Below are 24,533 nucleotides of genomic sequence, written 5' to 3' on the forward strand. Positions count from 1 at the left end.
AAATCCTTGTCTGAGCCAGAAACCGCAACCTCTTTAGTTGTGCTCAGTGCCGAGCAGATTCAGGGTCTATTGCCCCACCGCTATCCCTTTGCCCTGGTGGATCGGGTGATTGAGCACGACCCTGGCAAGAGGGCGGTGGCCATCAAGAATGTCACCATTAACGAGCCCCAATTCCAGGGGCATTTCCCCGGGCGCCCCTTGATGCCAGGCGTATTGATTGTGGAGGCGATGGCCCAGGTGGGCGGCCTGATCGTTACCCAGATGCCAGATCTCCCGAAGGGGCTGTTTGTATTTGCGGGCATTGATGGGGTGCGCTTTCGCCGGCCCGTGGTGCCTGGAGACCAGCTACTGATCACCTGCGAATTGCTGAGTCTCAAGCGCCAGCGCTTTGGCAAGGTGAAGGCCGAAGCAACGGTGGATGGCCAACTGGCCTGTTCCGGTGAATTGATGTTCTCCTTGGTGGCGTGAGCGATGGCGACCTCCATCCATCCCACCGCTGTTGTTGATCCCAAGGCCCAATTGGGTGAAGGGGTTCGGGTAGGCCCCTATGCGGTTATTGGTGCCGATGTGGTGATCGGTGCGGCCAGCACGATTGGCCCCCATGTGGTGCTGGATGGTCGGGTGCGCATGGGGGAGCGCAACCACATTTTTCCCGGTGCCTGCATCGGCCTTGAACCCCAGGACCTCAAATACTCAGGTGACCCCACCGCCGTGGTGATGGGGGATGACAACACGATCCGGGAGTGCGTAACCATTAACCGTGCCACCACCGGCGAACAAGAAACGCGGTTGGGGAATGGCAACTTGCTGATGGCCTACAGCCACCTGGGCCACAACTGTGAGCTGGGCGATCGAATAGTGATTGCCAATGGGGTGGCCGTGGCCGGCCATGTGGTGGTGGGCGACCGGGCCGTGATTGGCGGAGTGCTGGGCATCCACCAGTTCGTCCATATCGGCACCTTGGCGATGGTGGGGGGCATGAGTCGGATTGAGCGGGATGTGCCCCCCTTCACCATGGTTGAGGGCCATCCCTCGCGGGTGCGGGCGCTCAACAAGATCGGCCTCCAGCGCAGTGGCCTAGCCGAGGCCAATGCGGGCCAGCAGTTGACTGAACTCAAGCGCACCTGGAACCTGATTTATCGAGAGGGTGTGCCCCTGGCCCAGGCCCTCGAGAGGTTGCGGAGCCAATCCCTGGGCGGCGCGGCTGAACAGCTGGTGGCCTTCCTGGAGGCCTCCCTGGCCCCCTCTAGGAGGGGGCCCATCCCCGGGGCGCGTTGATGCTGCGCCTTTTGGTTAGTACCGGTGAGGTTTCCGGGGATCTCCAGGGCTCCCTGTTGGTGAAGGCCCTGTATCAAGAGGCCCAGCGCCGCGGATTGCAGTTAGAGGTGGTGGCCCTGGGTGGTGAGCGGATGGAAAGGGCAGGGGCTGTCCTGTTGGCCAACACCACCCGGATGGGGGCGATTGGTCTGCTCGAGGCCATTCCTTTTGTGCTGCCCACCCTGAAGCTGCAGCGCCGTCTCAAGCGTTGGTTCAAGGGAGAGCCCCCCGATGGGGTTGTCTTGATCGATTACATGGGCCCCAACGTGAGCCTGGGCCTGAGGCTGAAGCGCAAATTCCCCCAAGTGCCCGTCACCTATTACATCGCTCCCCAGGAGTGGGCCTTCAAATTTGGCTCCAAGGGCCGCAGCAATCTGATCAGTTTCACCAATCAAATCCTGGCGATCTTCGAACAGGAGGCCCGTTTTTACCGCTGCCGTGGCGCCAACGTCACCTATGTGGGCCACCCCCTGCTGGACACGATCGGCGAGCTGCCAACAAAGACCGATGCCCGGCGGCAGCTGGGCCTGGCCGTTGATGCCCCAGTGCTACTACTGATGCCCGCCTCTAGGCGCCAGGAGTTGCGCTACATGCTTCCCAAAATTGCCGCTGCGGCCGCTTCCCTGCAGCGCCAGGATCCCAACCTGCAGGTGGTGGTTTCCACCGGTTTGCCTGGGTTTGAAAGTCACCTGGCTAGGCACCTGGATCAGCTGGGCGTCAGGGCCCTAATCATTCCGGCCGCCGATTCCGATCGACTTAAACCAGCCCTCTGTGCTGCAGCTGATGTGGCGATTGCCAAGTCGGGCACCGTCAATTTGGAGTTGGCCCTGCGCGGTGTGCCCCAGGTGGTGGTCTATCGGGTTAGTCGGGTGACGGCTTTCCTGGCGCGCCATATCCTGCGCTTCAACGTGCCCCACATCTCTCCGGTCAATTTGGTGCTGGGGGAGCGCCTGGTGCCAGAACTGCTGCAGGAAGGCCTAACGGTCAAAGCGATCCTCCAGCAGGCTTTTCCCCTGCTTGTAGCTGGTTCCGCCCCTCGCCAGAAGATGCTCGCTGGCTACGGACGCCTGCGCAGTGAGTTGGGCGAACCTGGGGTTACCCAGCGGGCGGCAAGGGCGATCCTGGATCAGGTACTGGAGGCTTCGCTTTGAAGGCAAATTGGCGCATTGCCCACGGTTTGTTCGGCTTTTTTCTTGCCCTGTTTTGGCTGGCACCGCTGGCCTATGCAGCACCTCCTACCCAGGAGGCGGTGCTGGCTGGGGGCTGTTTTTGGTGTTTAGAGCACGATTTGGAAAAACTGCCCGGGGTGGTTAAGGCCGAAAGCGGCTATAGCGGCGGCAGCTTGGCCAATCCCACCTATCAGCAGGTATCTGGAGAGGGAACGGGTCATCAGGAGGCAGTCTTGGTGCGCTTTGATCCCAAGCGCATCAGCTACCCCGCCCTACTGCGCAGCTACTGGCGCAATGTGGACCCCCTTGATGGCAAGGGACAGTTCTGTGATCGCGGTGATTCATACCGGCCGGTGATCTTTTTCAATTCACCCCAGCAGCGCGCCGCCGCCGAGGCGAGCCTGAAGTCAGCGGCGGCGGAATTGAAGAGGCCTGAGGCGGCGATCCGCGTTGAGATCAAGCCCCTGCAGCGCTTTTGGCTAGGGGAGGGCTACCACCAGAACTATGCCGATCGCAACAGCGTCAAATACAACTATTACCGCTGGGCCTGCGGTCGGGACCGCCGCCTGGATTCCCTTTGGGGAAACAAGGCCCGCACAGGAGCCGCCTGGTAACTGGGCTTATTGATTGCCCTGTAGGCCCATTGGTTTAATTGCGGCCCGGATAGCCCCGCAGCAGACCGCTCTCGATCATCAGGCCCACGCCGGCGTTGATCAGGATCAAACCAAGGGTTCCGTACCAAAACCAGGGCCCCGGGTTGGCCAAGGTTTCGATTTTTCCCGAGGCAGCTAAAACCTGAATGCCCTTGCGGATCACCGCTTCGCCAAACAGGCACAGGCCCGCCGGCAACAGCAAAACCCCCAATTGGGCTTTGACATACCAGCGGATCTTCTGAACGGCCATGGGATTTCAGATGGGGAGGTAGGTGGCTTTAAACCTAGGTGGCTGCCCCCTGGCAGACCCAATGCACCAGGGTTCGCACGCCAAAACCTGTGGCCCCAGCGGGATCCATGCCCCTGCCCTTGTCGCTCCAGGCGGTGCCGGCGATATCCAGGTGGGCCCAGGGCAGGTTGGGGCTGACGAAGTCCTGAAGGAACAGGGCTGCAGTGATCGAGCCACCGGGCCTGGGTCCGGTGTTTTTCATGTCTGCAATGGAGCTCTTAAGGCCCTGCTTGTAGGAGGGCCTGAGGGGCATGCGCCAGAGCGGCTCGCCGCTGCTGTCGCCGGCACCAAGCAGGGCAGCCGCCAACCCATCGCTACTCGACCACAGCCCAGCAATCTCTTCGCCGAGGGCAATTAGGCAGGCACCCGTAAGGGTTGCCAGGTCCACAACCGCATCGAGATCGAGTTTGCAGGCGTAAACAAGGGCATCGGCCAGGGTGAGCCGCCCTTCCGCATCGGTGTTGTTGATCTCGATCGTTTTGCCGTTGGAGGCGGTCAGGATGTCGCCGGGGTGCATGGCGCCGCCACTGACCATGTTTTCGCAGGAGGCCACGATGAAGTGCACCTCCACGCCTTCCGGCTGGAGCTGGCCAATGGCCCTCGCCGCCCCCAATACGGCGCCACTGCCGCCCATGTCGAACTTCATCATTTCGATCTGGGAGCCGGCAGTTTTGAGGTTGTAGCCGCCTGAATCGAAGGTGAGCCCTTTACCCACCAGGGCCACCCTGCGGCTGGAGCCCCCCTGGGGCCTGTAGGTGAGATGGATGAACTTGGGTGGCAGATCGGATCCCTGGGTCACTCCAAGAAAGGCACCCATGCCTAGGGCCTGGCAGTCGGCCCGCTCAAGCACCTGGAGCTGGAGCCCAAAATCCTGGGCGATCTGCGAAGCGGTATCGGCGAGGTGCTGGGGGGTGGCCACATTGGGGGGAGCGGCCACCAATTCCCGGGCCAGCTCCACCCCGGAGCAGATGGCATCGACGGCCTCCAAGGCCCGGTTGATCTCCCTGAGATCACCGCCCAGGCCGAGCAGGCACACCTCGCTGGGCAAATTGGGGGCTTCACTTTCACTTTTGAAGCGCTGGTCTTGAAAGAGGCTCAAACGCACGGCCTCGGCCATGGCCTGACCAGCGGCTTCAGCAGGTATTACACCGGTTGGTAGGGCCAGGCCCAGCTGGCCCACTTCCGCCGCCACGGCGGCCTTGGCGCCGGCGGCGCCGGCCTGGCGCAGACGATCAAGATCCCATTGCTCTTCGTTGCCGAGGCCCACCAGGATCAGGGTTTGGGGTTTTGCCCCCAGGCGCTCGATGCAGATCGATTCGCCGGGCTTTGCCTTGAAACGGCGTTGCTCTAGCCGTTCGAGGAGTTCGGGCCCAAATCTCTGGACAAGGGCTTGATGGGTTGTGGCCTGGTGGCCCAGGGCCTTTGCTTCAGCGAATAACCCCACCACCAGTCCGTCGCCTTCCCAGCTGGCAATGGCATTGCCGAGGTCCTGGGGCAGGCAACGAAACTGCATGAATGGGGATGCAAACGGTCCTTAATTTAGGTGCCCGTTTTGGTTTCGGCGGTGAAGGGGGTGCTCCAGCGACCGCGGGTTTCCTTGTTGAAAGGTGGGAGCCAGCGCTGGATCAGGGCCTGTTCCAGGCAGCGGCGGGGCTTGATGGCCACCGGCACATCAAGCCAAAAACGAATGCTCAGCTGGCAACGGAGATCGGCTTTTTGGAGGGCCTCCTGATAGGCCGCTAAGTAGCTTTTGCAGTCGTGCTCGCCTTTCCAGCGCTGGTCGGCCTTGGCGGTTTCACCCACGTAGAGCAGCAGGGCTGGGGCTGGGTAGGCCGTGGCTGGGCCTGAATCTGGGCGATCGATCACGAAGTACAGGGCGGCACCCTGCTGGGGCGCCTGGGGCCAGCGCCAGAAGGAGAGGGCCTGGGGTTGGAGGCCTAGGGGGCTAAAGCTGCTGGCCAGGTGCGTCGCATTACCTGGACCAGGCTCAAAAAGCAGGCCTTGGCCGCTGCTGGGGGCTGCTTCCCCCGCAAAAAGCGGGCCTTGGTGGGCCAGCAGGCGCTCTTGCCAGCTGAGCAATTGGTGCCGCAGTAGGGGGAGCTCCCCAGGGATTTGAACCGGCTGCAGGGTGTCTGCAGCGGCAAATAGATCGCCCTGGATGGCCATTAACCCCTGGTCTTGGGCCGTGCCAGGGGCAGGGCCGGCCCCCCCTTGTGGGGGCTCGCTGCAGCCGGGCCAAAGCGCACCCGGCCAATCCACTGTTCCACCAATGCCGCAGGCAGCTGGAGCCGGTGCTGGAGATCGGCTAAATCCTGGAAGGGTTCCCTGGCCCTTTCCCCGATCAGCCTTTGGGTCCGCTCCTGGGAGAGCCCGAGGCCAATGAGCTCTGGCGATCTGGCGTGGTTCAAATTGACCCGAGGGGGCTGGGCTGGGCTGCTTGGTGGTTCGCCATACCAACGGAAATCCAAAACCGGTAACCAGCCTTCGATTTTGGCGCTGGGCAATTCCAAGGCCCGCTCCAGATCTTCGGCTCCCGTTAGCTGCACGCCGCCCTGTTGTAAGCGCAATAAAAGATCCACCTGGTCTGGGCCGATGCCGGGCAGGCGTAGCCAATCGGCGGCGGTGGCTCGGTTCACGTCTAGGCGCCAACCCAGGGCTCCGGCGTGGCGGACCTCTTCGGCGCTGCCTAGGCGCAGGGCTGGGTTTTGGCGCAACTTCAGGGCCAGCAGCTCCCTCTCCACATCCCCATCTTTATCCCCATCTTTGTTGATTGCTCCAGTCGGATCAGTTGCTCCCGCCGCCAGGAGCAACCTGCGGGCTAAGGGATCCAGCCAGGGGCGTTGGGCCATCTCTACCCAACCTAGCGAGGCCAATCCATCTCAGGCCAGTCGATCAGCCCCCAGCGCAGACCAATTACGGCGGCTTGGGTGCGGTCCTGGGCCTGGAGCTTGCGCATCACGTTGCTGAGGTGGGTCTTGACTGTGTCGGCTGAGATGTAGAGCTCTGAGCCGATCTTGCTGTTGCCCTTGCCCTTGGCCACCAGGGCAAGCACCTCCAACTCCCGGGCCGTGAGCGGTTCGATCGGCGCGCCATGTTCGTGGCCGCGACGGAAGATCTCCTGCAGGCTTTTGTCGATAAAAATGCCGCCGCCACCCACGGCGTTGAGGGCGGCCACCCCCATACCCAGGCCCAGCTTCGATTCCAGCAAAATGCCATCGCAGCAGGCATCTATCGCGGCCTTGATCTGGTGTTGACGCTGCTCCTGGCAGATCAGCAGGATGGTGTGCATCTGCGGCCAACGGCCCTTTATCCGCTGCACCAGCGAAATGCCATTGCCCTGCTCCAGTCGGTCGCTGAGCAGCACCATCTGGGGCTGCTGGGTCTCCACCAGCTGGAGTGCTTCCGCTTCGGTGGTGGCAGCTCCCACCACCGAGGCATGGTTGGCGGTCCAGCCGAGAAATGCCACCAGGAGGGCCCTGCTGCCAAAGCACGCCACGATTCGGACGTCCTTCAACAGCAGGTTGGCCTGGTCGTTATTGCGGCGAACCTGGTCGATTAGGGGTGTGAAATCCAGGGGTGGCGGGCAATTAATGGCCCCATTTTTGCCCACTTGCTGCCCATACGTGGATCCGCACTATGCAGACCTGGCGCCTGTCTCCAAAATTGATTGATCACGGCCCTGGCCCTGGACGATGGCGTTCTTTGAATCCGAAATTGTTCAAGATGAGGCCAAGCGCCTTTTTGTTGATTACCAGCAGCTGATGGAGCTGGGTGGCGAGTACGCCAGGTTTGATCGGGAGGGCAAAAAGCTCTACATCGAGAGAATGGAAGAAATGATGGAGCGCTATCGGGTGTTCATGAAGCGTTTTGAGCTCTCGGAAGACTTCCAGGCAAAGTTGACCATTGAGCAGTTGCGCACCCAGTTGGGCCAGTTTGGACTCACTCCTGAAACGATGTTTGGGCAGATGAACCAAACCCTCGAGCGCATGAAGGGCGAACTTGATTGATGGCAGCAGCAGATTGGTCAACGGGAGCAGGGGCCCTGCCGGAAGCTCTGGCCAGGGGTGTGGCCGATCTTTTCCCCTGTGGAGCGGCGCCTGGTTCGGCCAGCGATGGCGACCAACAACTGGCCGCGAGGCTCGAGGAAGCTGCCAGCGAGGGTCGGCCCCTGCGGATCAAGCTCGGCATTGACCCCACCGGCACGGATATTCACCTGGGGCACTCAATCCTGTTTAGGAAGCTGCGGGCCTTCCAAGATGCGGGCCATACGGCGGTTTTGATCCTCGGCGATTTCACCGCCCGCATCGGTGATCCCACGGGCAAGAGCGCCACCAGGGTGCAGCTCAGCGCTGCCGAGGTGGAGGCCAACGCCGAAACCTATCTGCAGCAGCTGGGCCAGGGTCAGGACCCTGCCCATGCCCTACTTGATTTTGAGACCCCCGGTCGACTGGAGGTGCGGCGCAACAGCGAATGGCTTTCGGGTTTGGATCTGCCTGAGGTGATTGAGCTGCTGGGCACCACCACCGTGGGCCAGATGCTGGCGAAAGAAGATTTTGCTAACCGCTACGGCTCGGGCACGCCGATTTCCTTGCATGAGTTTCTGTACCCCCTCTTGCAGGGCTACGACTCAGTGGCAATTAGCGCCGATCTGGAGCTGGGCGGCACCGACCAGAAATTCAACGTGGCCATGGGCCGCGATCTGCAGCGTCACTTCGGCCAGCGACCCCAATTTGCGATGCTCCTGCCGATCCTGCCGGGCCTTGATGGGGTCCAGAAGATGAGCAAAAGCCTGGGCAACACCGTGGGCCTAGCCGAAGACCCGCTCTCGATGTATTCGAAGCTTGAGAAGGTGCCCGATGCGGTGCTCTCCGACTACATCACCCTGCTCACCAACTTGGATTTGGCTGGCTTGCCCGCCAATCCCCGGGAGCGCCAGAAGGCCCTGGCCCTTGAAATCACTGGCCAGCGCCATGGACTGGCTGCCGCCCAGGCGGCCCAGGCCGATGCGGCCAAGCTGGTGGGGGGAGCGGCCGGCGTGGGTGCGGCCGATGCAGATGTGCCCGAGGCCTCCATGGCCGCGGTCAATTTCCCGGCCAAAGCCTTTTACTTGCTCAGTGCCATTGGCATCTGCTCCGGCAGTAGCGATGCCCGTCGCCAGATCCAGGGCGGCGGGGTCAAGCTCGATGGGATCAAGCTGGCCGACCCGAATCAGGAGTTCGCTGCGGCAACTGAGCTGGCGGGCAAGGTGCTGCAAATCGGCAAGAAAATTTTCCGGCGCCTGGTGGCGAGCTGATGGCGCCCTTAGCTGCTCCCTTTGCGGCTGCCGATCCGGCCGAAAGGATCATCGTGGCCCTCGATGGCATGGATCCCGACCAGGCCCTCGCTTTTGCCATTGGCTTGCCAAAGCTGCGTTGGGTCAAGGTGGGCCTGGAGCTGTACGCAGCCGGCGGACCGGTGGTGGTGCAACAGCTGCATGACCAGGGCAAGCAGGTATTCCTCGATCTCAAGTTCCACGACATCCCGGCCACCATGGCCGGCGCCTGCCGCAGCGCCGCCCGCCTGGGCGCCCAACTGATCACCGTGCATGCCTGCGCCGGCAGCGAGGCCCTGCGGGCTGCCCAGGAGTCGGCCCAGGAGTCGGCAGGGGTCGCAGGCTTGCCCGCGCCGACGCTCTTGGCGGTGACGGTGCTCACCAGCTGGGATCCGGCCCGTTTTGCCGCTGAATTGAAGATCACTGAGCCATTGGCCAACTACGTGCCCCAGCTGGCCCAGCTGGCTGCCCAGGCGGGCATTGGCGGCTGTGTGTGCTCTCCCCTGGAGGTGGCTCAGCTGCGGGCCGACCACCCCGTGCCCTTCCACCTAGTGACCCCAGGCATACGCCCCGCCGGTGTGGCCCTTGGGGACCAGCAGCGGGTGCTGACCCCCGCCCAGGCGATTTCAGCTGGTTCTAGCCAGATGGTGATTGGCCGGCCGATTACCGCTGCCCCAGACCCGGCAGCGGCCTTTGCGGCCTGTTGTGCTGAGGTGGGGGCAGCTCTAGCTTGAGGCGGGGCGCCAGCTCGGCATAGAGCCTCTCCAGCTGGTCGATGTTGCCCTCCAGTGTGTAGCGCTCCAGGGCCCGGGTGCGGGCCTGCCGCCCCAATTCGGCCGTGAGTACGGGTTGGTCGCGTAGCACCGGCAGCAGGGTGCGCAATTGGGTGGTGACGCCCTGGGTGCTGATCACGATGCCGGCCCCCCCTTCCAATACCTCGCCATCGGCACCGGCGTCGGTGGCCACGCAGGCGGTGCCGGAGGCCATGGCTTCCAGTAGCGCCAACGACAGCCCCTCCACCAGGGAGGGGAGCAGGAATACCTCCGCCAGCTGCTGGAGGGCCACGCGCATTTCCAGGCGGGGTTCATAGCCCCACCAGACCACATCGTTCTCTTCCGTTGAGGTCTGCAGGGCGCTGCGCAGGGGGCCGTCCCCCACGATTAACAGCACGCAACCGGCAGGCCGCACCAGACGCCAGGCCTTGAGCAGGGCCTCCACATTTTTTTCGGTGGCTACCCGGCCCATGTAGAGAAATACCCGCCGGCCGGCAAAGCGCCTGCGCAGGTCGGCCAGATCTGGGCTGATGGCCGTTGGGATGGCTGGTTTCCAAGTTCCCACATCCACGCCGTTGGGGATTACGGCCAGGCGATCGGATCGCAGGCCCAAGCGCATCAACAGCTCAGCCTGGAGTTCGGAGAACACAATCACCCGATCAAACTTGGCCAGGGCCGGCGCATAGAGCTGGTAGGTGAGCTGCTGGGTGCCGGCGGTGATGTTGCGCAGGCTGGCGTCAAAGGCTGGGTGGAAGGTGGCCACCAGCGGCAGCCCCAGTTGTTGGCATAGGTCTGGTAGGCGGAAATCCAGGGGTGAGAGGGTCAGGCTGGCGTGCACCAGATCGGGCCGCAGTCGCTCCAGTGACTCCCTCAGCTCCCGCTGGGCCCCCGGGGAGGGGATTGTGTACACCTGGGATTTGACCAGGTAAGGCAGGGAAACATCGGGCCCGCCGCCGCTGCTCATGGTGCCGGCGGGCGTGTCGAAATGGATAAAGCTGATTCCATGCCCGCGACTGCGCAGGGCGTGGGTGGTGCTGAGGCCGTAGGTGACGTTGCCGCAGAAGGGGGATTTCTTGCCTAGCCAGGCAATGTGGGCCACCAGGGCTGAAGCATCCGGCATCTCAAGCTAACAGCGCCGCCAGGGTCGCTCCATGAGGGCCGCCCCCAGGGCAATTGCCGCCAGCACCCAGAGCACCGGCATCAGGCCATAGCGGCTCACCACGGTGCCGGCGAGCACCAGGGGCAGGCTCAAGGCGATATTGATCAGGTTGTTTTGGAGGCCAAAAACCTTGCCCCGCATCGCTTCTGGGGTGTCTTCCTGGATCGTGGTTTGGGCTGGGATCGCCAGCAGGGCAGCACCTATGCCAAGCACGGCGCAAAGGCCCAGGGTGAACCACAAATTGCCGCGCAATTGCCCCAACAAAACCAGGCTGAAGGCAATTGTGCCAAGGCCAGCTGAGGCCAGACTGCGCCGGTTGATGCCATTGCCCAGCTGGGCCACCGCCACGGCTCCCACTGCCAGGCCCACGCCGCTCATCGCCAGCAAGGTGCCGAATTGGGTGGGCCCCAGGCCCTTGATGGCGGAAGCCAGGCTGATTGCCAGCACATAGAGGGCCGCCAGCAGGCTGTAGAGCAGCACCAGCTGGACCATGGCACTGCGCACACTGGCCCGCTCCTTGAGCACCTGCAGACCATCGCCAATTTCCTGCCAGATGCTGTCGCTGCTCTCGCTGCGCGCTGGTTCCTGGACGTGGATTCGGGCGATGAATAGGGCTGCTAGGCCGTAGCAGAGGGGCAGCAACACGAATTCGCCGTCGTGGATGCCAACCCCATTGAGCAGCCTTTGCAGTAGGCGCAGGATTGGATCACCCAGGGCAAAGCCAACGATCGTGGCCCCCATGCTGGTGGCTTGATAGAGGGAATTGGCCGCCAGGAGCTGGGGCTGGGGCACCAGCATCGGGATGGCGGCCTGTTCAGCAGGGGCAAAAAACTGGGTGAGTACCGATTCCAGGAAGGTGATCAGCAGGAGGGCCCAATAGCCCCAACTCAATCCCAGCCAGATGGGTCCCTCCACCAGACAAAGGGGGACCAATAGGACCAGGCCGGCCCGCAGGGCGTTGGAGGCCACCATCACCTCCCGCTTGCGCCAGCGATCGGCCCACACCCCCGCCACCAGGCCCAGCACCATCGCCGGAATTGTGTTGGCCACATAGATGCCTGTGGCCAGCAGGGTGATCAGTTGGGCCCGGCTATCGATGTTGAATTTGAAGGCGTCGGCGGCCTCGGCAAGGGCTCCGCCCGTGGGGGGTGCAGTGCCCACCCAGTACTGGGCGATCAGGAACACCATCAAGACGATGTAGAACTTGTCGGCCAACTGGCTGAAGATCTGTCCAAGCCAGAGCTTTCGAAATTCAGGCAGGGCTAAGACGCCCGCTATTCCCACGGTGACTTTGGGGCCGCTCAATCGGGGTGATCCATCACGATCTGGCTGTTCATGATGCTCCAAAGCCAGTTCTCAGTAGTTGGAAGGCCCTTGGTTTGCGGCCCAGGTGCTCGCTGCACCAGCTCTCCACGAGGGAAAGCAAATGGAGCCAAACCGCCTCAGGGCCCATCAGTTCCCCGTCGCGTTTGCGGGGAAGGGCTGGCCTGAGCAACCTTTGCAAAAGCGCCAATTCGGAGGCGTTGAGCATGATCCGGGCCCCGGCAATGGCACCTATGGCCAGCCCCTCGCTGGGCAGCAGGCTGCAGCGCCACTCCCAGTTGCCGATCGGTGGCTCTAGGAGATCGCCGCTGCGGCTGCAATGGGCCAGCGGCAGGGCATAGCCGCCAATGGCCAAGAGGTGGACGGCGCCCTGCACCGCCGTGGCCAGGGCCTCCAAATTTGGACCCTTCTCCCTCAGCAGCTCCTCCAGTCGGCCGATTTGAACCAATAGGGCATTGAGCATGCCGGGGGCGGGGCTGCCGCTCGGCACCAGGGCCAGGCAGATTTCGGCCAAGGCCTGGGCGGCGGCGAGGGTTTCTAGGCGCTGGCCCAGCAGGCTGTAGTTGCGCACAACCTTGAGTTGGCGCACCCGTTTGAGGCCGGTGCCACTGCTGCCGCCGCCCCCCACCTGCAGCCGTAGGTGGGCCAGGGGTACGGCCGCGGCCAAGCTGCTTTTGGGTCTGCGGGCGCCAGGCACTGCCAGGCGAGTAAGCCCCTCTTCTTCGCTGAGCAGGGTCAACAGTCGGTCTTGCTCCCCTAGCGGTTTGCAGCTGAGGGCCAGGCCCTCGAGGCGCTGTTCAGCCACGGCTGCGCCAGGCTTCCATCAGGGCCAGGCTGCGGCTGGTGCCCAGGCGCGTGGCGCCGGCCTCCACCAGATCCAGGGCGTGCCAGAGGTCGCTGATCCCTCCGGAGGCGGAAACTGCGGCCCGGCCCCTGGCCAGGTCCCGCAGGGTTTGCACCTGGGCCGCGCTGACGGGGGGGCCAAAGCCACTGCCGCTTTTCAGGAAGAGGGCACCGGCGTCTATGGCGATCTCCACTAACAGCTCCAGGTTCTCTGGGGAGAGCTTTCCCACCTCCAGGATCACCTTGACGGGCCGATCCAGTTCGCAGATCGCCGCCAGTTCATCCAGCACGGCGCCACTGTTGCCATCGGCCAGGGCTCCGAAGTCGGGCACCACATCCAATTCATCGGCGCCTGCCTCAATGGCCGCTTCTGCCTCGGCCTGCTTGATGGGCTGGGGCACGGCTCCAAAGGGGAACCCCACCACGCTGATCAGCCGCGGCGACTGGCCACTACCCCTGTCCCGGCCACTTCCACTGCCAGTTCCGGAGAGGGGCAGCCGTTCGCGGGCCACCTCGAGCCAGCGGGAGGCCACGCAAACTCCGGCAAAGCCGAAGTGGCGGGCCTCATCACAGCAGCGGATGACGGCCTCCCTGCCCTGATGGGGATCCAGCAGGGCGTGGTCCAGGAGGGCAGCCAAATCACCTACGGAGGTCCGATGGGGATGGTCCCGATTCAAGACTCCCTGGTTTGTATCAAGCCAAATCCCCCATGGTTGCGGCGATAGACCACCTGGATTTGGCCACTGTCCGCATCGCGGAAGACATAGAAGTCGTGGTCGATCAGCTCCAGCTGGTGCACGGCGTCGTCGAGGGCCATCGCCGGCATTGCGAAGTACTTGCGCCGCACCCCCCGGTTGGGCAGTTGGGGCTCCTTGCCATCGGTTAGGGCTCCCTCAACCACCTGCTCATCCACCACTTGCTCGGTGCCGGGAGTGGGTGTTGCCCGATGGCCAGGGCTGTGGTGGTGATCCTTGAGGCGATCGTGGTAGCGATTCAGTTGGCGGTGAAGTTTGTTGGCCGCCAGGTCGATGCTGGCGTAGAGGTTGTCGCTGTGTTCTTGGGCTCGAATAACAGTGCCATTGGCATAGACCGTGACTTCCACGGTCTGCTGGGGTACCCGGGGATTGCGGGCAACGGAAAGGTGCACATCGGCCTCCTTCACCATTCCCTCGAAATGGGTGATAGCTCGACCCAACTTGGTTTCGGTGTACTCCCGAATGGCTGGGGTGACGTCAAGATTGCGTCCATGGATCAGCAGTTTCATCAGGTGCCTACTTCCTCCGGTGCTGGTGCTCATCAACGCTAGGAACGCCAACCCATGGGGACAACGGTCGACGCAATCCTTTTTGAAGCAGGCGAGCCCCTGGCCTTTGAAAAGGGTTGGCGAGCCCAGAAGCAACTGCAGCAGCGCCTGTTGCTGGATCCCGATGGCCCCGATGCGGTGCTGCTGTTGGAGCACCAGGCCTGCTACACCCTCGGGCGGGGCGCCGATCCGAATTTTTTGCTTTTTGATCCGGCCCATCCCCCCCTACCGCTGCATCGCATTGATCGGGGCGGTGAGGTGACCCACCACCTGCCGGGCCAGCTGGTGCTCTATCCGGTGTTCAACCTGCTTCGCCATGGAGCCGACCTCCACGCCTACCTGCGGGGCCTGGAGCAGGTGGTGATTGAGCTGTTGGCCGAGCTGGATTTGCGGGGGGAGCGCCTGGAGGGCCTCACCGGTGTGTGGCTAGGGGGCAAAAAGGTGGCGGCGATCGGCGTGGGGGCCAAGCGCTGGGTGAGCCAGCACGGCTTGGCCCTGAATGTGAGCTGTGCCCTTGAGGGGTTTGCCCAGGTGGTGCCCTGCGGCATTGCCGATCGGCCGGTGGGGCGGCTGGTGGATTGGCGCCCGGAGCTCAGCACCGGGGCGCTGCGCCCCCTATTGCTTGCGGCCCTAGCCCGCCAATTTGGCTTGAGCTTGCGTCCCCCCAGGCCCCAGGAAGCCCTTGATGGGTGGTAATTCTTAGGGCAGAACAGATCGGTTGTGCCCCTTCCCGTGACTGCTCCTGCCCTGCCAAAGGCCGAAATTCACTGGCGAGCCAGTCGCCGCGATCGGCGGGCCCTTGCCCTGCGCGACGACTGGAGCCACCTCAGCGGGCTGGAGCAGCTGTGGCCAGTTTTGGCCGGTCGCTATGGAGAGGCCCAGGCCCTCGATGCTCCCCACAGCCAGCCGCCCGAACGGCTCAGTTTTCGCCAGCTCCACCAATCGATTGAGCAGGCAGCCCTTGGCTTTTCCCTTCTGGGGGTAGGTCCTGGCTCCGTGGTGGCGCTATTTGCCGAAAATGGCCCCCGCTGGTTGCAGGCAGACCAGGGCTTGATGCGGGCCGGCGGCGCCGATGCGGTGCGGGGCAGTTCGGCACCGCTGGAGGAGCTGCGCTACATCCTGGCCGACTCCGGCGCCATGGGCCTGGTGCTGGAATCGGGGGCCCTGCTGGCCAAGCTCCAGGCCGCCGGGGTGTTCGAGGATCCAGCGATCTCCCTGCGCTTTGTGGTGCTTTTGGAGGGGGAACCGGATCCTGGCCCAACCGGCCTTGGGGCCCTACCACCAGCACTGCCTTGCCTGGGCTGGTCGGAGTTGATGGCCCAGGGGGCAGGGGCTGGAGTGATGCGGCCCCCCAGCGACGACCCCCACCGCCTGGCGACGATCCTTTACACCTCAGGTACCACGGGCCAACCGAAGGGGGTGCCCCTCAGCCACGCCAACCTCTTGCATCAGATCCGCACCCTCGGCGTGGCGGTAATGCCCAGGCCAGGTGACCACGTGGTGAGCGTGCTGCCGATCTGGCATGCCTACGAGCGGGCCGCCGAGTATTTGCTGCTCGCCTGTGGTTGCCAGCAGACCTACACCACGCTCAAGCACCTGCGCGCTGATTTGCAGAAGGTGCGTCCCCACTACTTGATAAGTGTCCCCAGGCTTTGGGAGGCCCTGCTGTCGGGCTTCGACGATGCCCTGGCTGCCATGCCCCGGTCGCGCCAGCGGCTGCTGCAGGTGGGCTTGGCCAACAGCAGGGCCCATGCCTGGCGGCGCCGCCAGGCCCTCAATCTCACCCTCTCAGACGAGGCCTGGTGGGTGCGCTCGGCTGCGGTAATCGAAGCCGTTTTGCGTTGGCCCCTACACCGGTTGGCGGCAGGGGTGCTCTGGCCAGCTTTGCGGCGCCAGTTGGTGGGGGGGCGGCTGCGGACCGCCATCAGTGGCGGCGGAGCCCTGGCCATGCATGTGGATGGCTTTTTCGAGGCGATCGGCATCGAATTGCTGGTGGGCTACGGCCTCACCGAAACCTCGCCCGTTCTCACCTGCCGCCGTCGATGGGCCAACCGCCGCGGCAGTGCGGGCCAACCCCTGCCGGGCACAGCTCTGCGGATTGTGGATCCCCAGGGCCACCAGCTTCTCTCCATTGGCATGACAGGCCTGGTGCAGGCCAAGGGCCCCCAGGTAATGGCGGGCTATTTCCACAAACCAGAGGCTACGGCCCAGGTTCTCGATGGCGACGGCTGGTTTGACACCGGCGATTTGGGGCATCTGCTCAAGGACGGCACCCTGGTGCTCACTGGCCGGGCCAAGGACACGATCGTGCTCAGCAGCGGCGAAAACATCGAGCCGGGCCCCCTGGAGGAGGCCCTGGTGGCCAGCCCCCTGGTGGAGCAGGTGATGGTGGTGGGCCAGGACCGCAAGCAGTTGGGCGCCCTGGTGGTGCCCCGCGCCGAGGCCCTGGCGGCCTTCGGATCCCAGCAGGGGTTGGCCGGGGATGCCTTGCTGCGCGCCCTCACCCGGGAATGCAACCGGTTGCTGGCGGCGCGGCCTGGCTCCAGGCCCGACGAGCGCCTGGGAGGGGTGGCCCTGGTGGAGCCCTTCAGCTTGGAAAATGGCCTGCTCACCCAAACCCTTAAGCAGCGCCGGGATCGGATTGGGCTGCGCGATGTGGGGGCAATCGCTTCCATCTACGGAGCCCGCTGAGGTTGACCCGGGCAGTAGGCGCTGACAACCTGGGCGCTGCTTTGCAAATTCCATGGCCGACGGCACCCTTTCGATTAAGCGCACCATCACCGTGCGTGCCGTGGTGACCCCCCGCTGGAAGGAGGACGCCGAGCGGGAACTGAGCAGCGCCCTGGCAGGCTCCGATTCCCAGCTGGCCCAACTCGAGCAGGAGGGCCAGCAATTGGTCGATGAGATTCGCCGCCAAAGCGCCAACCCCCTTGATCCCCGGGTGCAGGAACAGGTGGGTTCGGTCCAGCAGCAGGTGGCCGCCAAGCGGGCCGAACTGGAGGAGCAAAAGCGCCAGATGCTCGAGCAACAACGCCAGGTGCGGGACCTGGAAATGGAGCAGATCGTGGACCAGGGCCAGATTGAGAGCTTCTGCGAGGTGCGGGTGGGCGACAACCTCGTTGAAAAACTCCAGGCAGCTGTGCTGGTGCGCGATGGTGTGATTGAAGCGTTAGAAGGCGCTGATTAGGCGGCCATACCGCTCTGAGTCTGGTGAGCCCGCCGGGGCCATCTCCTTTGTTTTGCTGTCCCCTTTCCCCAATCCCATGACTGAACTTGGTAAGTGCCCCGTTAACCACGGTTCTGCCCCCAAGTCGGTGGCGGGCCAGGGACCTTCGCCGCGGGATTGGTGGCCCCAGCAGGTGAATCTGGCGATCCTTGATCAGCACGGAGTGGCCTCCAACCCCCTCGGCGCTGATTTCAACTACGGCAAAGCCTTTCAGCAGCTCGACTACCGGGGCCTGAAGGAGGATTTGTTGGCCCTGATGACCGACTCCCAGGAGTGGTGGCCCGCCGACTGGGGCCACTACGGCGGTCTGTTCATCCGCATGGCCTGGCATAGCGCCGGCACCTATCGCACCGCCGATGGCCGCGGCGGCGCCGGCACCGGAAACCAGCGCTTCGCGCCCCTCAACAGCTGGCCCGATAACGGCAACCTCGACAAAGCCCGCCGGCTGCTCTGGCCGATCAAGCAGCGCTACGGCAACCGCATCTCCTGGGCAGACCTGATCATTCTTGCGGGCAATTGCGCCCTGGAATCGATGGGTATGCGCACCTTTGGCTTCGCCGGCGGCCGCGCCGACATATGGCAACCGGAGGAAGACATCTATTGGGGCAACGAAAACACCTGGCTAGGCGATGGGCGCTACAGCGGCGATCGCCAGCTGGAGCACCCCTTGGCGGCGGTGCAGATGGGTCTGATCTACGTGAACCCTGAGGGGCCCAATGGCGAGCCCGATCCGGTGGCCTCCGGCCGCGACGTGCGCGAGACCTTCGCCCGCATGGCGATGAACGATGAAGAAACCGTTGCCCTTACCGCCGGCGGCCACACCTTTGGTAAGGCCCACGGTGCCGCCAGCGAAGAGTTTGTCGGATCAGCTCCAGAGGGGGCGTCCATGCAAGAAATGGGTCTGGGTTGGGCTAACAGCCACGGCAGCGGCAAGGGTGCCGATGCCATCACAAGCGGCATCGAGGGGGCCTGGAAGCCCAACCCCAACCGCTGGGACATGGGCTACTTCGACATGCTCTTTGGCTACGAGTGGGAACTGATCAAGAGCCCCGCCGGCGCCTGGCAGTGGCAGGCCAAGGACTGCCGTGAGGAGCACCTGATTCCCGATGCCCATCGCCCGGGCATTAAGCATCCGCCGATGATGACCACCGCGGATCTGTCGCTGCGCTTCGATCCGATTTACGAGCCAATCTCCCGCCACTTCCACCAGCACCCGGAGGCCTTCGCCGATGCCTTCGCCCGGGCCTGGTTCAAGTTGACCCACCGCGACATGGGCCCGAAGAGCCTCTACCTGGGGCCTGAGGTTCCGGCCGAAGACTTGATTTGGCAAGACGCGATTCCAGCTCTCGACCATCCGGTGGTCGATGCAGCCGCCATCGCCGACCTCAAAGCCCGCGTGCTGGCAACGGGATTGTCCAACTCCGAACTGGTGAGCGCCGCCTGGGCTTCCGCCTCCACTTTCCGCGGATCCGATAGGCGGGGCGGCGCCAATGGTGCGCGGGTGCGCCTGGCTCCCCAGGCCGTGTGGCCGGTCAACCAGCCCCAGCAGTTGCAGCGCGTGGTCGGCTACCTAGAAAGTGTTCAACAGTCTTTTAATGGCTCCCGGAGTGGGGGGATGCGGGTGTCGCTCGCAGACCTGATCGTGTTGGCCGGTGGCGTGGGTGTGGAGCAGGCCGCCGCCGCCGCAGGCCACCCCATCAGCATGCCCTTTACTCCTGGCCGAATGGACGCGAGCCAGGAGCAGACCGATGGGGCCTCCTTCGCGGTGATGGAGCCCCAGGCCGATGGCTTCCGCAACTGGCAAAAGGGACCGATGAGCGTTTCCGCAGAGCACCTGCTTGTCGACAGGGCCCAGTTGCTGGGGTTGAGTGCCCCGGAGATGACCGTGTTGGTCGGTGGCCTGCGGGTGTTGGGCGCAAACACCGATGGGGTCCGTCACGGTGTGTTCACCGAGCGGATCGGTGTGCTGAGCAATGACTTCTTCGTGAACCTGCTCGACATGGCGACCAGCTGGTCGCCGAGCGATGGGACCGGCGAACTGTTTGAGGGCAGCGACCGCGCAAGTGGCAGCAGGCGTTGGACTGCGACCAGGGCGGATCTGGTATTTGGCTCTAACTCCCAGTTGCGGGCCATTGCCGAGGTGTATGCCCAGAGCGACGGGGCCGCCAAGTTTGTGGCCGACTTCGTGGCGGCCTGGGTCAAGGTGATGGATGCGGATCGTTTTGATCTGGGAGTTGATTAATTGGGCTGGCATCTCGCCTGTTAGGCGGCCAAACCCATCCTGGCGGGCAGCCCGCTGCCCTTCTAAAGTTGAAGTAAGAGCTGCTTTCACTGCGTTTGCCCCACCCTGGGCCTGCCGCAGACCAGATTGCCGCGACTCTCTTTAACCCCAGGCGGAGACAGGACTTTGGCAACCCACGAAATCTTCATGCCGGCCCTCTCGTCGACGATGACCGAGGGCAAGATTGTGGAGTGGCTCAAAAAACCTGGCGAGAAGGTTGAGCGCGGTGAATCCGTGCTGGTGGTCGAGTCGGATAAGGCGGATATGGATGTGGAGTCGTTTAACGAGGGTTACCTGGCGGCGGTGTTGATGCCCGCCGGTGGCACTGCGCCCGTGGGCGAAACGATTGCCTTGATCGTGGAAACCGAGTCTGAAATTGCCGAGGTGGCGGCCAATGCGCCTGCCGTTCCAGCTGCGCCGGCTGCCGCTCCTGCAGCAGCACCAGCAGCCATCCCAGCCCCTGCTGCTGTCCCCACGGCAGAGGCCGTTTCTACGCCTGCGGCAACGCCCGTGATCCCAGTGGCCCCACCAGCTCCTGTGCTGGCGGTCGCTTCCAGTGCCAGTGGTCGGCTGGTGGCATCCCCCCGGGCTAAGAAACTCGCCAGCCAGCTCGGTGTGGCGCTGGAGGCGCTGCGCGGCAGTGGACCCCATGGTCGGATCCAGGCCGAGGATGTGCTCAAGGCCACCGGCCAGCCGATCACCGTTCCCAGGGTGGCTGAGGGCAGCGGTCCAGCCGTCAGCGCGGCTGGTGTTAACGGCTCCGCCGGTGGCAATGGCTCCGCTGGTGGCAATGGCTCCGCAGCGCCGGCCCCTGCAGGTGAGGCCTTTGGGGCCCCCGGTGACAGCGTGGCCTTCAACACCCTCCAAAACGCGGTCAACCGCAACATGGTGGCCAGCTTGGCCGTGCCCTGTTTCCACGTGGGTTACACCATCACGACCGACAAGCTGGATGCTTTCTATAAACAAGTGAAAAGCAAGGGGGTAACCATGACGGCCCTGTTGGCAAAGGCCGTGGGTGTCACCCTGGCTCGCCATCCCCAGGTCAATTGTGCAATTTCCGCCGATGGATCTGCCATGTCTTATCCCACGGCTGTAAACGTGGCAGTGGCTGTGGCCATGGAGGATGGGGGCCTAATTACGCCAGTGCTTGCCAACGCCGACAAAACCGATATCTATTCGATGGCGCGTAATTGGGCTGATTTGGTGGCCCGGGCCCGCTCCAAGCAGCTGCAACCCGAGGAATACAGCACCGGCACCTTCACCCTTTCCAACCTCGGCATGTTTGGTGTTGATCGCTTCGACGCGATCCTTCCCCCGGGTACCGGTGCCATCCTCGCGGTGGCGGCCTCTCGTCCGGCAGTGGTGGCCGGCAAGGATGGCTCCATTTCCGTTAAGCGCCAAATGCAGGTAAACCTCACCGCTGACCACCGGGTGATCTATGGGGCCCAAGGGGCTGCTTTCCTCAAGGACCTGGCCCAACTGATCGAGACCAATCCCGAAAGCCTGGCAATCTGAGCCTCGGCAAGGGTCAATGTGATTTGATGGGCGGTAGATATTTACGCGTTAAATTCGGCTGAATGAAGAATTCATTGCAGGTCCGACTACTCGGTAAGCCAATTCCGCGGGCCGCGACCGAATCCAAGACCCTGCCAAGTTTTCAGGCGCTGCCGATTTTGTCTTCGGATGCGCTCTCCTCCGTGGCCTATGCCACGGAGGCAGCCCTTGGGGTATTGATTCTGGCGGGCAGCCAGAGGTTGTCATTGTCATTGCCAATTACCCTGGCAATTGTTCTATTAATCGCCATTGTGGTGATGTCCTATAGGCAGACGATTGCTGCCTATCCCCAAGGAGGCGGAGCCTATATTGTTGGTCGTGAAAATTTAGGTGTGCTGGCAAGTCTGGTGGCGGCTGCCAGCCTATTAATTGATTATGTGCTCACCTCTGCTGTCAGTTTGATGGCGGGAACCCAGGCCCTTTCTTCCCTGGTGCCTGGCCTGTTGCCCTGGGAAGTGCCAATTGCCTTGCTGCTTCTTGTATTGGTGGGTTGGGCAAACCTGCGGGGAGCGGGGGATACGGGCCGCCTGTTTGCTTTGCCCACCTATGCCTTTGTTGTAATGGTGGCCTTGCTTGGCGTGGCAGGTTTCCATGATTTGGTTACCAGCCATGGTTGGACCCCCGATCCACCACCCTTGCTCAGAGCGGTGGAGCCCCTGGGTCTGTTTTTGATTTTGAGGGCTTTTAGTTCGGGTTGTTCGGCCATGACCGGCATTGAGGCGATTGCCAATGGGGTGCAACTCTTTCGCGACCCGGCGGCAAAGCGGGCCAGGGCAACACTCTTGGTAATGGGCTTGCTTTTGGCCAGCATGTTTTTGGTGGTGAGTGGTTTGGGGTTCATGTATGGAATTGCCCCCAATCCGGATGTCACCGTGATGGCCCAGATCGGCATGCGCCTATTTGGAGCTAAAAGTGCCTTGTTTGTGCTGTTGCAGGTGACGACCCTGCTGATACTTATGTTGGCGGCAAATACGGCATTCGCTGATTTTCCCAGGCTTTCAGCCCTGCTGGCCCGGGACAACTTCTTGCCGCGTCAGATGGGCTGGGTTGGGGATCGTCTGGTTTTTCAAAATGGTATTTTTGCACTTCTAGTTGTAACTGGATTTATCATCCTTGTATGCCAGGGTAATACTACTATTGCCGTTAATCTTTACGCCATTGGTGTGTTTTTAGCCTTCACCATTTCCCAGGGCGGCATGGTGGTGCACTGGTGGCGTAAGCGTGGTCAGAGCTGGTTGGCGCGGGCCCTAATGAATGGTGTTGGTGCAATCAGCACCCTATTGGTGCTGATTGTGATTGTGATCAGCAAATTTGGGGAAGGTGCCTGGACCGTGGTTGTGGCGATACCGCTTTTGGTGATGGCGCTGGTAAATATTCGTGCCCGCTATCGCAAGGTTTATCAAGAAATAGGTATTGCGCCCGGGGATGTGTGTGCAATCAATGTGCCAGTTCGGGATTTAAAAATTGGCAATATAAGTGTGGTTTGGATTGCCGCTTGGACTAAGCCCACGGTGCAGGCATTGAGATATGCAGCCACCGTTTCAGATCGGGTGATTGGCGTCTGGGTGCAGCCAGATGGGGAGAGCGAGGAGCCTTTGTTGGCAGCTTGGCGCTCAAGTGTTGGCAGCGATCCCAACCTGGAGTTGCAAATCCTTGAAAGTCCATACTCATCCTTGATAAATCCATTTGCCGATTACGTCGATGGCCTCTCGAAGCTTTGGGGTGATACCACTATCACCATTGTCATGCCCTTAGCGATACCTCGCTATCGATTTGATTCTTTGCTGCTCAATCAGAGGGGTATTAATTTGCGCCAAGCCCTGGCCGAGCACCAGCAATTGGTATTTACCTTGGTCCGTTTCTATCTACCTGCTTGATGCTTGATCCAGCTGATCTAAAACTCTCCAGTTATAACTTTTATCTGCCTGAGGAGCGCATCGCCCAGCTGCCGGCGGAGCCCCGCCATGGGGCCCGATTGCTCTTGGTGGACCCAGGGGAGGGCGCCCGCCACCGAACCGTGTGGGACCTGGCAGACGAGCTGCGCCCAGGTGATCTGCTCGTGGTTAACGACACCAGGGTTTTGCAGGCCCGCCTTTTGGCGCGGCGGGCCACTGGCGGTGCGGTCGAAATTCTGGTGCTGGAGCCCGTGGGTGACGGGCGCTGGCTTTGTTTGGCCAAGCCCGCCAAAAAACTTAAGCCAGGGGATGCATTGAGTGTGGAGGCCAGCGGCGAGCCAGCCCTGGAACTATTGGTTGTGGGCTTCGATCAGAAAACAGGTGGCCGCATCCTGCAATTCCCCGCGAACTGCGCAGATGCGGCGGCGTTGGAACCATTGCTTGTGCGCTATGGCTCAGTGCCATTGCCGCCCTACATCCACCAGCACAGTGACCGGGATCAGGAGCGCTATCAAACCCGCTATGCGACAACCCCGGGAGCAGTGGCAGCACCTACGGCAGGTCTTCATCTCAGCGATGCCCTATTGGAGCGATTGGAGGCTCGGGGTGTGGAGCTGGGCCGTATCACACTGCACGTGGGCCTTGGCACCTTCCGGCCCCTCGAACATGAGGATCTCAGTGAACTCCAGTTGCACCAGGAATGGGTGGAGGTGAAGCCTGAGTTTGTGGAAGCTGTGAAGGCTTGTAGGCAGCGGGGTGGGCGGGTGATTGCGGTGGGTACCACCAGCGTGCGCAGCCTGGAGGCCGTGGCAGCACTTAATGGGGGCCAGCTCCAACCCCACCAGGGACCGGTGAATCTGGTGATCCAGCCGGGCTATCGCTTTGCCGTGGTGCAGGGGCTACTAACCAACTTCCACCTGCCGAAAAGTTCGCTGTTGTTGCTGGTCAGTGCCCTAATTGGCCGCGAGAGGCTGCTCAATCTCTATGCCGAAGCAATTGGGCAGCGCTATCGCTTTTTCTCCTATGGCGATGCCATGTGGATCCCGCCGGAGGCGGTGCTTAGTTCAGCAGCGCCAAGCCAGTGAACCCACGGAAAGCGGGATCGCTGCTTACCAATGTGAGTTCTCTTCCCATCGCTTGGGCGGCAAGTAATCGATCAAAGGGGTCTCTGTGCTCTACCTCAAGTAACCCAGCCTGACGAGCGATCCTCCCCTCAATCGGTATCTCAGTGGCGGCTAGGGAATTCAGCACCTGAGGGTAGTTGTGAACTACGGAAGCGGCGTGGGTTAATTTCCCAAGTCGCCATTTGGTTGCGATCTCCCAAGCACTGGCGGCACTCACGAACAAATCGTTGGCACTGTCTTCCAAGGCATCGCGCGCTTTGATTGACAAGAGATGGGGCTCTAGTGCAGCCCACAGCAGCACATGGGTGTCCAA

At 62.6% G+C, this 24,533-nt stretch carries 25 protein-coding genes; 14 read left to right on the forward strand and 11 right to left on the reverse strand.

Annotated features, from left to right (window positions below):
- The first annotated feature begins 6 nt into the window (after positions 1–6).
- Genes fabZ through msrA form a run of 4 tightly spaced genes read left to right on the forward strand, consistent with a single transcriptional unit; the run spans position 7 to position 3,100 of the window.
- Positions 7–468 carry a 3-hydroxyacyl-ACP dehydratase FabZ gene (gene fabZ / locus KBY58_RS00935; protein ID WP_254933848.1) on the forward strand — a complete coding sequence of 154 codons (462 nt, stop codon included), beginning with the start codon at positions 7–9 and terminating at the stop codon, positions 466–468.
- A 3-nt stretch (positions 469–471) separates the two neighbouring features.
- Entirely contained in the window at positions 472–1,278 is an 807-nt protein-coding gene (lpxA, locus tag KBY58_RS00940) for an acyl-ACP--UDP-N-acetylglucosamine O-acyltransferase (protein ID WP_254933847.1), read from the forward strand.
- A complete protein-coding gene (gene lpxB, locus KBY58_RS00945; protein ID WP_255002332.1) occupies positions 1,278–2,468 on the forward strand; it encodes a lipid-A-disaccharide synthase in 1,191 nt (396 codons plus the stop codon). The genes lpxA and lpxB overlap by 1 nt, the downstream gene beginning before the upstream one ends.
- Positions 2,465–3,100: a peptide-methionine (S)-S-oxide reductase MsrA gene (msrA, locus tag KBY58_RS00950; RefSeq protein WP_409995696.1), complete on the forward strand. Its 636-nt coding sequence runs from the start codon at positions 2,465–2,467 to the stop codon at positions 3,098–3,100. The genes lpxB and msrA overlap by 4 nt, the downstream gene beginning before the upstream one ends.
- A 34-nt stretch (positions 3,101–3,134) precedes the next feature.
- Here msrA and KBY58_RS00955 read toward each other — a convergent pair whose 3' ends face one another.
- Genes KBY58_RS00955 through KBY58_RS00975 form a run of 5 tightly spaced genes read right to left on the reverse strand, consistent with a single transcriptional unit; the run spans position 3,135 to position 7,038 of the window.
- Complete coding sequence (locus KBY58_RS00955) at positions 3,135–3,389, reverse strand: hypothetical protein (protein ID WP_254933845.1); 255 nt, start codon at positions 3,387–3,389, stop codon at positions 3,135–3,137.
- Positions 3,390–3,423: 34 nt separating this feature from the next.
- On the reverse strand, positions 3,424–4,941 hold the full coding sequence (locus tag KBY58_RS00960) for a leucyl aminopeptidase (RefSeq protein ID WP_255002334.1): 1,518 nt from the start codon (positions 4,939–4,941) through the stop codon (positions 3,424–3,426).
- Between the two features lie 26 nt (positions 4,942–4,967).
- The gene (locus KBY58_RS00965) at positions 4,968–5,594 is read right to left on the reverse strand and encodes a GIY-YIG nuclease family protein (RefSeq protein ID WP_255002335.1); all 627 of its coding nucleotides are present in this window, start codon (positions 5,592–5,594) and stop codon (positions 4,968–4,970) included.
- Complete coding sequence (locus KBY58_RS00970; protein ID WP_255002336.1) at positions 5,594–6,277, reverse strand: hypothetical protein; 684 nt, start codon at positions 6,275–6,277, stop codon at positions 5,594–5,596. Before KBY58_RS00970 ends, KBY58_RS00965 begins: the two co-directional genes overlap by 1 nt.
- Positions 6,278–6,288: 11 nt before the next feature.
- Positions 6,289–7,038 (reverse strand): response regulator transcription factor, encoded by a 750-nt coding sequence (locus KBY58_RS00975; protein ID WP_255002338.1) that lies wholly within the window; start codon positions 7,036–7,038, stop codon positions 6,289–6,291.
- A gap of 82 nt (positions 7,039–7,120) precedes the next feature.
- Between KBY58_RS00975 and KBY58_RS00980 the strand changes: the two genes are divergently transcribed.
- The 3 genes from KBY58_RS00980 to pyrF are packed head-to-tail and all read left to right on the forward strand — an operon-like array spanning position 7,121 to position 9,473.
- Positions 7,121–7,435, forward strand: a complete 315-nt coding sequence (locus tag KBY58_RS00980) for a DUF1825 family protein (protein WP_254933840.1) — start codon at positions 7,121–7,123, stop codon at positions 7,433–7,435.
- Positions 7,435–8,721 carry a tyrosine--tRNA ligase gene (gene tyrS, locus KBY58_RS00985; RefSeq protein ID WP_255002339.1) on the forward strand — a complete coding sequence of 429 codons (1,287 nt, stop codon included), beginning with the start codon at positions 7,435–7,437 and terminating at the stop codon, positions 8,719–8,721. The genes KBY58_RS00980 and tyrS overlap by 1 nt, the downstream gene beginning before the upstream one ends.
- A complete protein-coding gene (pyrF, locus tag KBY58_RS00990) occupies positions 8,721–9,473 on the forward strand; it encodes an orotidine-5'-phosphate decarboxylase (protein WP_255002340.1) in 753 nt (250 codons plus the stop codon). Before tyrS ends, pyrF begins: the two co-directional genes overlap by 1 nt.
- Here the strand turns inward: pyrF and KBY58_RS00995 are convergent.
- Genes KBY58_RS00995 through hpf form a run of 5 tightly spaced genes read right to left on the reverse strand, consistent with a single transcriptional unit; the run spans position 9,403 to position 14,101 of the window.
- Positions 9,403–10,611 carry a glycosyltransferase family 4 protein gene (locus KBY58_RS00995; RefSeq protein ID WP_254934048.1) on the reverse strand — a complete coding sequence of 403 codons (1,209 nt, stop codon included), beginning with the start codon at positions 10,609–10,611 and terminating at the stop codon, positions 9,403–9,405. The two genes, pyrF and KBY58_RS00995, sit on opposite strands and share 71 nt — an antisense overlap.
- A gap of 27 nt (positions 10,612–10,638) precedes the next feature.
- Positions 10,639–11,976: an MFS transporter gene (locus tag KBY58_RS01000; protein ID WP_254933837.1), complete on the reverse strand. Its 1,338-nt coding sequence runs from the start codon at positions 11,974–11,976 to the stop codon at positions 10,639–10,641.
- Between the two features lie 28 nt (positions 11,977–12,004).
- The gene (gene recO, locus KBY58_RS01005) at positions 12,005–12,799 is read right to left on the reverse strand and encodes a DNA repair protein RecO (RefSeq protein WP_254933836.1); all 795 of its coding nucleotides are present in this window, start codon (positions 12,797–12,799) and stop codon (positions 12,005–12,007) included.
- A complete protein-coding gene (gene deoC, locus KBY58_RS01010) occupies positions 12,792–13,475 on the reverse strand; it encodes a deoxyribose-phosphate aldolase (RefSeq protein ID WP_255002343.1) in 684 nt (227 codons plus the stop codon). The genes recO and deoC overlap by 8 nt, the downstream gene beginning before the upstream one ends.
- Before the next feature lie 35 nt (positions 13,476–13,510).
- Positions 13,511–14,101, reverse strand: a complete 591-nt coding sequence (gene hpf / locus KBY58_RS01015) for a ribosome hibernation-promoting factor, HPF/YfiA family (RefSeq protein ID WP_255002396.1) — start codon at positions 14,099–14,101, stop codon at positions 13,511–13,513.
- Positions 14,102–14,155: 54 nt separating this feature from the next.
- Here hpf and lipB point away from each other — a divergent pair, with 54 nt between their 5' ends.
- The 7 genes from lipB (at position 14,156) to queA (ending at position 24,181) form a co-directional block, all read left to right on the forward strand.
- A complete protein-coding gene (gene lipB / locus KBY58_RS01020; protein ID WP_255002345.1) occupies positions 14,156–14,836 on the forward strand; it encodes a lipoyl(octanoyl) transferase LipB in 681 nt (226 codons plus the stop codon).
- A 24-nt stretch (positions 14,837–14,860) separates the two neighbouring features.
- A complete protein-coding gene (locus KBY58_RS01025) occupies positions 14,861–16,831 on the forward strand; it encodes an AMP-binding protein (RefSeq protein ID WP_255002347.1) in 1,971 nt (656 codons plus the stop codon).
- A gap of 52 nt (positions 16,832–16,883) precedes the next feature.
- Positions 16,884–17,327, forward strand: a complete 444-nt coding sequence (locus KBY58_RS01030; protein WP_255002348.1) for a YlqD family protein — start codon at positions 16,884–16,886, stop codon at positions 17,325–17,327.
- Positions 17,328–17,403: 76 nt separating this feature from the next.
- Positions 17,404–19,608, forward strand: a complete 2,205-nt coding sequence (katG, locus tag KBY58_RS01035) for a catalase/peroxidase HPI (RefSeq protein ID WP_255002350.1) — start codon at positions 17,404–17,406, stop codon at positions 19,606–19,608.
- A 165-nt stretch (positions 19,609–19,773) separates the two neighbouring features.
- Positions 19,774–21,162: a dihydrolipoamide acetyltransferase family protein gene (locus KBY58_RS01040; protein WP_255002351.1), complete on the forward strand. Its 1,389-nt coding sequence runs from the start codon at positions 19,774–19,776 to the stop codon at positions 21,160–21,162.
- A 62-nt stretch (positions 21,163–21,224) separates the two neighbouring features.
- Positions 21,225–23,078, forward strand: a complete 1,854-nt coding sequence (locus KBY58_RS01045) for an APC family permease (protein ID WP_255002353.1) — start codon at positions 21,225–21,227, stop codon at positions 23,076–23,078.
- Complete coding sequence (gene queA, locus KBY58_RS01050; protein ID WP_255002354.1) at positions 23,078–24,181, forward strand: tRNA preQ1(34) S-adenosylmethionine ribosyltransferase-isomerase QueA; 1,104 nt, start codon at positions 23,078–23,080, stop codon at positions 24,179–24,181. The genes KBY58_RS01045 and queA overlap by 1 nt, the downstream gene beginning before the upstream one ends.
- Here the strand turns inward: queA and KBY58_RS01055 are convergent.
- Complete coding sequence (locus tag KBY58_RS01055) at positions 24,156–24,533, reverse strand: type II toxin-antitoxin system VapC family toxin (protein WP_255002355.1); 378 nt, start codon at positions 24,531–24,533, stop codon at positions 24,156–24,158. The genes queA and KBY58_RS01055 overlap by 26 nt on opposite strands.

This window comes from Cyanobium sp. HWJ4-Hawea (genome assembly GCF_024345815.1).
Taxonomy (GTDB): domain Bacteria; phylum Cyanobacteriota; class Cyanobacteriia; order PCC-6307; family Cyanobiaceae; genus Cyanobium_A.